General features: G+C 65.4%; 7 protein-coding genes. 6 read left to right on the forward strand and 1 reads right to left on the reverse strand.

The features are described 5' to 3' along the window. The first annotated feature begins 33 nt into the window (after positions 1-33). The 4 genes from ASE31_RS18755 (at position 34) to ASE31_RS18770 (ending at position 6,074) form a co-directional block, all read left to right on the forward strand. The gene (locus ASE31_RS18755; RefSeq protein WP_057203347.1) at positions 34-1,137 is read left to right on the forward strand and encodes a leucine-rich repeat domain-containing protein; all 1,104 of its coding nucleotides are present in this window, start codon (positions 34-36) and stop codon (positions 1,135-1,137) included. A gap of 149 nt (positions 1,138-1,286) precedes the next feature. Further along, a complete protein-coding gene (locus ASE31_RS18760; RefSeq protein ID WP_057203348.1) occupies positions 1,287-3,278 on the forward strand; it encodes a HEAT repeat domain-containing protein in 1,992 nt (663 codons plus the stop codon). Between the two features lie 36 nt (positions 3,279-3,314). Beyond that, a complete protein-coding gene (locus ASE31_RS18765; RefSeq protein WP_057203349.1) occupies positions 3,315-4,697 on the forward strand; it encodes a hypothetical protein in 1,383 nt (460 codons plus the stop codon). A gap of 186 nt (positions 4,698-4,883) precedes the next feature. Then, the gene (locus ASE31_RS18770) at positions 4,884-6,074 is read left to right on the forward strand and encodes an MFS transporter (RefSeq protein ID WP_235514620.1); all 1,191 of its coding nucleotides are present in this window, start codon (positions 4,884-4,886) and stop codon (positions 6,072-6,074) included. Positions 6,075-6,140: 66 nt separating this feature from the next. Here ASE31_RS18770 and ASE31_RS18775 read toward each other — a convergent pair whose 3' ends face one another. Continuing rightward, on the reverse strand, positions 6,141-7,052 hold the full coding sequence (locus tag ASE31_RS18775) for a LysR family transcriptional regulator (protein WP_057203351.1): 912 nt from the start codon (positions 7,050-7,052) through the stop codon (positions 6,141-6,143). 133 nt (positions 7,053-7,185) lie between these two features. Between ASE31_RS18775 and msuE the strand changes: the two genes are divergently transcribed. Both msuE and ASE31_RS18785 read left to right on the forward strand, forming a co-directional pair. Then, positions 7,186-7,767 (forward strand): FMN reductase, encoded by a 582-nt coding sequence (gene msuE / locus ASE31_RS18780; RefSeq protein WP_057203352.1) that lies wholly within the window; start codon positions 7,186-7,188, stop codon positions 7,765-7,767. 41 nt (positions 7,768-7,808) lie between these two features. Further along, positions 7,809-8,792: a DUF1852 domain-containing protein gene (locus ASE31_RS18785; RefSeq protein ID WP_057203353.1), complete on the forward strand. Its 984-nt coding sequence runs from the start codon at positions 7,809-7,811 to the stop codon at positions 8,790-8,792. Positions 8,793-8,953 lie beyond the last annotated feature (161 nt).

Below are 8,953 nucleotides of genomic sequence, written 5' to 3' on the forward strand. Positions count from 1 at the left end.
CAGTCATCGAGAACTGCATGTTCTCGGACTTCGATGCGCTCAACGGATTCAAGGCGCTCAAATACCTGTTTCTGTGGCACAACAAGCTGGCGGCGTTTCCGGCGGGGCTGGACCTGCCGCAGCTCGCCAGCCTGTACCCTGTCGGACAACCGCATCCCGGACCTGGGCTTTGCGCGCAGCTACCCTGCCCTTGCCAACCTGCATGCCGACAACAACCAGATCACCGACCTGTCGCCGCTGGCCACATGCCCCGGCCTGACCGAGCTGCACGTGAACGACAACCCGGTGGCCAGCCTGGCGCCGCTGGCGGGCATGCGGTTCTCACGGTTCTACGCCGGTGCGCGGCACAACGAGGAAAAGGAGGCCCTGCAACTGCTGCTGCCCGAGCTGCCGCACGTGCAAGACGCCGAGCAGGTCGAGAGATGGCGCGTGGCCGACCTGATGCGCGCGCACGACTGGGCCCAGCTCTACGCCATCACCGATCTGGCGCTGCTGGGCGAGGCGTTCGCGAGCCTGGTGCACGGGCACTACGACGAAGACACGCTGCGCGGCGTGCTGGCCCACCCGGCGCCAGGCGCCTTCGACGCCATGGTTGCCCAGGGGCTCAGCCCGCACTACGCCACCGAGGCCGAGCTGATGGTGAACGTGCTGAGCGGCTTTGGAGAGCGGCTGATTCCCGTGCTGACCCAATGCTTTCACACGGCGCTGGCGCGGCCCTGGGACCGGGGCAATGACTTCAGCGCCGGCAAGATGAAGCTGGAGCACACGATGGTCATGCGCATTCTGGTCAAGGCCGCAAGCCCCGCCCATACCGACCTGTTCCTCGCCTACTTCAACGAGCGCGAGAGGTTCTCCGAGATGCATTTGTACTACTACAAAAAGCTACTCGACGTGGTGGGCAAGACCCAGGCGCCGCAGCTGGTGGAGCCGCTCATCGACCTGCTGCGCCTGGACAAGCACATCATCGGCGGCGATGCCGCCTTCATGAAGAAGATCTTCAAGGCCATAGCCCAGCTGGGCAGCAAGGCCGATGCGGCTGTGCTGGCCAGCCGGTTCAACGCCGCAGCCGAAGCCCGACCGGATGTGCAGCAGGCTTACGAAGCTACGCTGGCGCGCTTGGAGAAGAAGAAAGCCTGAGGCGTTCGGCTCGGCAATTGCCGAGCGCGTTGGTAAACGCACGAACGCTCCTCTGAGCAACCAGCCCTGTTGAAACTATGCCGCCGCCCATCAACGAACCCCGCTGATGGACCTGCCCACCCTACCACCCACCCGCCTACTTACCGCACATGAATGAAGACTTGAGCCAGGCGCTTGCCGAACAACTGCGGGCTGCCACGAACGATGTAGATGTATTCCTGGCGCTGGAGGCACTTTCCTGCACGGCCCCCGCAGTGGCCTGCGAGGCCATCGCGGCGTTCATCAGGTCGGCGCCGGCACGCCACTTGCCCCTGGCCCACAAAGCGCTGCTGGTACTGGCCGACCGCGCACCCGCCATGCTTGTAGAGGCCACACTGGACGAGCATGCAGCCGTGGCCGATGCGGCCAGGCAGGCACTGCTGAGCCGGCCGTCCAATGGTGCCCTGCCCCTGTACCTGCGCATGGCCAAATCCAAGAGCGTTGACGAGGCCGGCGCAGGGCTGATGTTCCTGGGGCGAATTTCTTCGCCAGAGGTGCGCGCGCCCTTGTTCAAGGCACTGGGCCACCGCAGCGCCAGTGTGCGTGCGTATGCAGCGGACTCCATCCGCCGCCACGCTGACGACCGCTGGATCGCAGAGCTGCTCGAAGCCATCGGCAAGATGCGCCGTGAAGAGACCGACAAGAAGAAGGACTTTGGCGATGTCATCGTCACGCTGTGCAGCACGGTGGTCGATAAATCCACCAAGGCCAACCTTGACCTGCTGATCCAGGGGCTGGGCGACGCCGACGCCCGGGTGCGCAAGACCTGCATCAGCGCCCTGGGGCGCCTGGGCGACCAAGCCGCCGTGGTGCCGCTGATCGACACGTTTGAACACCCGCGCCGCGGCATGCCGCTGGAGCTGCGGATGGAACTGGTCAAGGTGCTGGGCCAGTTGGGCGACGCCCGCGCCATTGCGCCGCTGCTGCGGGCCGGGGTGGCCCTTGCCGCACCGGCACTGGGCCCGCTGAACGCGCAGGAGGCCGTGCCCGAGCTGATGGCCGCGCTGGAGCAGGCCAGGACACCGCGCGATGCCGGCGAACTGGCCGAGGTGCTGGCCCAACTGGACGGGCCCGGCGAGCAGCAGTGGCCGCGCGCAGGGTTGCATTCGGCTTCGCTGCAGGTTCGCCGCGCTGCCGCGTTGCAACTAGTGCACACGGCTCCCGAAGAAGCAGCGCAGCACCTGCGCGGAATGCTGGCCCAGCTGCCCAGCGGCGATGCCGTCAGCGTGGCGAAGGCGCTGGCCGCGCTGGGCCATGCGGAGGGTTTTGAGGGCTTTGCGCAGGCACTGGCGGACGACCCTCTCCACTGGAACGCCAGCGCCGTTGCCTGCGCCTGCGAAGGCCTGCGTGGGCCTCAGGTGCAGGCCTTGCTGCTGGGCTTGCTGCCCGGCATCCGCAACGAATACGTCCACACTGTCTGCAAGGCGCTGATCGCACAGGGCGCCCAGGCGCTGCCCGCGCTGATCAGCGAGGCGCAGGCGGCCAGCAACGACGTGCAGCACCGCTACGTGCTGGCGCTTTCCGAGTTCCGCGACCCCCAGGGAGCCAGGTTGCTGGCACCCTTACTGGTGCGCAGCAACCCACTGCGCGACGGCGCCATGCTGTCCCTGGCTACCACGCCCAGCCCTGAGGCCAGCGCCGCACTGTCCGCAGCACTGCAGCAGGCCGAAACGCCTGCCGATGCGCAGCTGATCCTGGAGACCCTGGCCAGCGCAGCCACGCGCGAGGCCATACCCGATCTGCTGCGAGGACTGCAGGCCAATGCCGCCACCGACGAGATAGTCGATGCCCTGGGCCGCCTGGCCGATCCAGCCGCAGTGCCTGCGCTGGTGGAGCAACTGGCCAGCCCCGACGCACGCCGCCGCCACGGCGCCGCCACCGCGCTGGCGCAGATCGCAGACCCTGCGGCAGGCCAGCCACTGTACGAGCTGCTGCTGCAGGAAACCCACCTGGAGGTGGCCCAGGCCGCCCTGACCGCCTGGCTGGCCCTGGGCACGACGGGCGACGATGATGGCAGCAGTGCGCACAACGGTCTGGGTGTACCGGGCACGCGGGCGTTCCTGCTGGCCAGTGTGGCGCGGCTGGGCGAGAAAAAACTCTGACGCACGCAGCTCCCAACAACCCATCAACCACGAAAAATGCTGTTCAATTTTTGGGGCATCGCGGCAGTGGACACCACACCGGCGGGCCTGGAGTTCGTGAGCGAAGAATCACGCGTCATGCTGACCGAAGGGAACAGCACCCCCTTGCTCAAACCGCCGGTCGACCAGTACCTGAAGTTAAGCATCGGCGGCAACCGGGTCGTGGGCAGCTTCCGCAAGGAAGGGGACCACAACCGCATCACCCACGCCCAGGGTGAATGGGTGTCCATGCACAGCTTCCTGGGCGGCCAGCCCTCGTATGCATTCTTCAATGAGGAGCAGGACGACGGGCAAGACCTGTATGTGGCGCGCCGCTGGGATGGCGAGCTGATCTTTCAGATGCCGTATTACTACGCCGAGCGCTACCTCGCCCCGACCGCCATCGCCCTGGGCAACCAACAGCAATGGGCCGTGTACGACCTGGCGGGAACGAAATTGGAGGAGATCACCGGCGTCGACCGATCCGAGCGGCGCTGGCGGCCCCGCTTCACCGATGATCTGTTTTTCTTTCGCACCACCGAGGAGCCTATCTACCAGGTTTACGACGTGGCGCAGCGCGCATTCGCAGGCTCCATCAGCGTGGTGGATGGGCTGGTAGGGGTGCTCGCGCTGCCGAGCGGTGGCACGCTGCTGGTGGACGCCGAAGGGGTGAAGCTGCTGGGCGCAAGTGCAGGCAGTGCATTGCGGACGGTGCACCGCTTCGATCAGCCGCTGGACGCCGATGGCAACGACTTTCTCGGCTGGCATGATGGCACGCGCGCCTGCATGGCTTTCACCGGGTGGCTGCAGCCGCAGGTGCTGCTGGCCATCCCGCTGAGCGGCGTGGGGCACGCAGGGCCAGTGCCAGTGCAGGCCGAGGAGCTGCGCTGGGACACCCCATGGGAGATCACCAACCAATGCGGCCTGGTGGATGGCCTCAATTACCTCACACTGCGACGCAAGGACCTGCTCGCCGAAAGCGCCCTGCTGATGTGGCGCCCCGACGAGCCGCTGACCCACGCGCTGCTGGAGCCCCACCTGAGCCCCGGGGTGCGCGTGACCCAGCCCCCTTCGCCCAAGAAGGGCAAGCACGGCTACCGCATAGAGATCGAAGACGCCTCTTCGACCAATCGCGCAGTGCGCTCGGCTGCATTCGAGCTGGGCCGCCTGCTGAGCGAATCGTGCAGCGGTCCCTACAACAACGCACAGGTGATACCGGACCGCCAATTCGACGGGCAGTTTTACATCGACATCACCTGCGCCGCTGAACCCGATGCACTGGAGCGGGGGTACCTGGCAGACTACATCCAATACTTCAGGCACTGGGGCGGGCTGTCGCCTGCAGGCAGCAGGGCCGCTCTTAAGGACCCGGTCATCACCTGGAACATCGGCGTGCCGTGAGCGCCTTCTTGCAGGCAGGTGCGGCCAAAGGTTTACCGTTCGCGGGCCGCCCTCTCAGCAGCCTTCGCCATAGGGCGTTAAAGTCCGCTGCCTATGCCTTCGCCAGATTCGACAACTGCTTTGCGCACCTTCACGGGTGCCCAGACGGAACCCACAGACCCCCACCCCCGTACCACGCAGCCCGAAGTGGCGAAGCCACACGGCAGTCACCACCAAAAGCTGCTGCTGGGACTGAGCCTGATCCTCATTGCCTGCAACCTGCGGCCGGTGTTTGGCAGCCTCTCCGTGGTCTTGCCCGAGGTGATGCGCGACACCGGCCTGTCGGCCGTCGGTGCCAGCATGCTGACCACCTTGCCCATCGTCTGCCTCGGGCTGTTTTCTGCACCCACGCCCGCCCTGGCACGCCGGTTCGGGCCAGAGCGGGTGCTGCTGCTGGCCCTGCTGCTCATCACCGTGGGCACCCTGCTGCGCGCTGCGGGCACGCTGGGGCCGCTGTTTGCGTCGTCGGTGCTGGCAGGGGCCGGCATCGCCATGGGCAATGTGCTGCTGCCGGGTCTGGTCAAGCGCAGCTTTGCCAGCCACACCGCCCTGATGACCGGCCTGTACACGCTGGCGATCTGCGCGGGCGCCGCATCGGCCACGGCCTTGACCGTGCCGCTGATGGTGGGAGCATTCGATGGGCACTGGGCCTGGGCCCTGGCGTTCTGGGCGCTGCCCGCCGTGCTGGTGCTGCTGCTCTGGGCGCCGCAGGCATGGCACACCCGTGCCCAGCCCCTCGACGGGGCGGCTGGGGGCGGCGCACTCTGGCGCGATCGCCTGGCCTGGCAGGTGACTGCCTTCATGGGGCTGCAATCGGCCCTGGCCTTCATCGTGATGGGCTGGCTGTCGCCGCTGTTGCGAGAGCGCGGCATCGGCAGTGCGGACGCAGGCTACATCGTGGCGGTGTCGATACTGACCCAACTGGTCACCTGCCTGCTGGTGCCCTCGTTCGCCGCACGCTGCCGCGACCAGCGCGCGCTGGCCGTGGGCATGAGTGCGTTGATCCTGGTCGCTTTTCTGGGCCTGATGGTCGGCCCGCTGGGGGGCCGATGGCTCTGGGCCGTGCTGCTCGGGTGCGGCCAGGGCGGTGCCTTTGCGCTGGCCCTGAGCCTGATCGTGATGCGCAGCGGCAATGCCCAGAACACGGCCCAGCTCTCGGCCATGGCACAAGGCTGGGGCTACCTGCTGGCAGCCGGCGGCCCCCTGCTGGTGGGTGTGCTGCGCGAATGGACCGGCGGCTATGCGGCCAATACCTGGCTGGTGGGGGCGCTTGCGGTGGCGATGGCGTGGAGCGGTTGGGGGGCCGGGCGGCGCATGGTGGTTCAGGCGAAAAAGTGACGGCCACCAGATGCTCTCGGCGCTCCACCGGGCAGCGCAGGCGGTTTGCGTCGGCGGTGGGTGGCGTCAGCCCCTGGCTCCTTGCGCCATGGCGATGGCAGGCTGGCGGGCCAGTTCGATGAAGGCGCGCACGTAGTCGATGGCGGTGTCTGCCTCGCGTGCCCCCAGAAAAATTTGCTTGGCGATGCCGCGCACGCCCAGCCGCACCGGCACCACGTCCATCCGGGCCGCGTACTCCTCGACCAGCCAACGCGGCAGGGCCGCCACGCCGCGGCCGCTGGCCACCATCTGCAGCATGATGTCGGTGGTTTCGATGGCCTTGTGGCGCTTGGGCGTGACACCGGCCGGCAACAGGAACTGGTTGTAGATGTCCAGGCGCTCCACGTCCACGGGGTAGCTGATCAGCACCTCCTGGGTTAGCTGCTGGGGCTTCACATAGGGTGCCGAAGCCAGCGCGTGGCCTTTGGCCACGACCAGCACCTGCTCGTAGTCGAACACGGGCTCGAACTTCAGCCCTGGCTTGAACAGCGGGTCGGGCGTGACCAAGAGGTCGATCTCGTAGCCGAAGAGCGCGCCGATGCCGCCGAACTGGAATTTCTGCTTGACGTCCACATCCACGTCTGGCCACGCCGCCAGATAGGGTGACACCACCTTGAGCAGCCACTGGTAGCACGGGTGGCATTCCATGCCGATGCGCAGTGCACCGCGCTCGCCCTGCGCGAACTGGCCCAGGCGCTCTTCGGCCAGGTCCAGTTGCGGCAGCACGCGGTTGGCCACGGCCAGCAGGTACTGGCCGGCCTGCGTCAGGCGCAGGCTTCGGCCTTCGCGCAGCCAGATGTCGGTGCCCAGCTGCTGCTCCAGCTTCTTCATGCTGTGGCTCAGGGCCGATTGGGTCAGGTTCAGCACGCCCGCAGCGGCTGTGAGCGACCCTTGTCTTTCGACCTGCTGAACGATGCTGAGGTGGATGCGCTCAAGCATTTACATGAATCTCGCTCATGGATTGTTGAAATAAAACCATTTTACTTCATTGGTACGCGCCAATATCATCCGCCCACATCGTTCGTTTGCCTGCTTGGCGGCAACGCGCAGAACCATCCTGATGAAAGCACAAATGACACGTCCCCTGCGTCTCGTCGCAGTCTCCGGCGGGCTGCAACGACCCTCCAGGTCGGCAGCCCTGGCAAAGCACCTGCTGGAGCTGATCGCCGACGAACTGCCGTGCGAGCAGCGCCTGGTCGAACTGGGCCAGCTCGCACCGCGGCTTGCCGGAGCGGTCTGGCGTGCGAACCTGCCCGACACGGTGGAGCGCGAGCTTGCAGCGGTCGAGCAAGCCGACGTGCTGGTGGTGGCAACCCCGGTCTTTCGCGGCGCGTACACGGGGCTGTTCAAGCACTTCTTCGACTTCATTGATCAGGACGCCTTGACCGACAAGCCCGTGTTGCTGGCGGCCACCGGTGGCAGCGAGCGCCATGCCCTGGTGATCGACCACCAGTTGCGGCCGCTGTTCAGCTTCTTTCAGGCGCGCACCTTGCCGCTGGGTGTCTACGCGACCGACGCGGATTTCGCCGACTACCGCCTGCAGAACAAGGCCGTCATCGAGCGGGCCAGGCTGGCCGTGCAACGGGCACTGCCGCTGGTCGAACTGGCGCGCCACGCCAGGCCCGCTGTGGCCGAGGAAGTGCTTGCGGCCTGACACAGGAATCGTCTTTTCTCTCAAAAAAACAGATCATCGCCATGAACACAGACCCCAGCTTTCACCTCAAGAGCATCTTCTTCGATGAGAACTACCACCCATCGGAGAGCACGCGCATCACCACCAACTTCGCCAACCTGGCCCGTGGAATGAGCCGGCGGCAGAACCTGCGCAACACGCTGAGGATGATCGACAACCGCTTCAACGACCTGGCGCATTGGGACAATCCGGCGGGAGACCGCTATGGGGTCGAACTCGAGATCATCTCCGTCGAGATGGACATGGGCGCCCACGGCAGCACGGGCGCATTTCCGTTGATCGAGATACTGAAGACCTGCATCCTCGACAAGAAGACGAACAGGCGCATCGATGGCATCGTGGGGAACAATTTCTCATCCTACGTGCGCGACTACGACTTCAGCGTATTGCTGCCGGGGTACAACGCCGATCGGGCAGAGTTCAGCACGCCCGACGACTTTGGCGACCTGCATGGAAAGCTGTTCAAGCAATTCGTCAGCTCAAGCACCTACCAAGAGCGCTTCAACAAGCCGCCTGTGATCTGCATCAGCGCCTCGACCAGCAAGACCTACGAGCGGACCGGCAACCAGCACCCTGTGCTGGGTGTGGAGTACCAACAGAGTGAACCGTCCCCGACCGACCGGTACTTCGCAAAAATGGGGTTGCAGGTTCGCTTTTTCATGCCCGCCAATGGCGTTGCGCCATTGGCCTTCTACTTCTACGGCGACCTGCTGGGCGACTACACCAACCTTGAGCTGATCGGCACCATCAGCACCATGGAGACCTTCCAGAAGATCTATCGCCCCGAAATCTACAACGCCAATTGCGCCGCAGGGAAACTGTATCAGCCGAGCCTGAAGAACCAGGACTACTCGTTGACGCAGATTGTCTATGACCGGGAAGAGCGCAGCCAGCTGGCGGTGCAGCAGGGGCAGTTTGCGCAGGAGCACTTCATCAAGCCGTACAAGAACGTCCTTGAACAATGGGTTGCCGATGTCGCGCTCTGACCCGCCCGACAAGCGCTTTTGCGGCGGCATCTCGCCTGCCGCCATGCCCCTACAACACACCATCCGTGGCTGTTCGCGTAAAACGACACCGAAGTGATTAAGAGCGGCTAACAAAACTCTTCTGGCGTCGTTGCCGCGTCTTGTCGTACTACTCGTACTGC

It is taken from the genome of Acidovorax sp. Root217, assembly GCF_001428645.1.
In the GTDB taxonomy this organism is placed as follows: domain Bacteria; phylum Pseudomonadota; class Gammaproteobacteria; order Burkholderiales; family Burkholderiaceae_C; genus Acidovorax.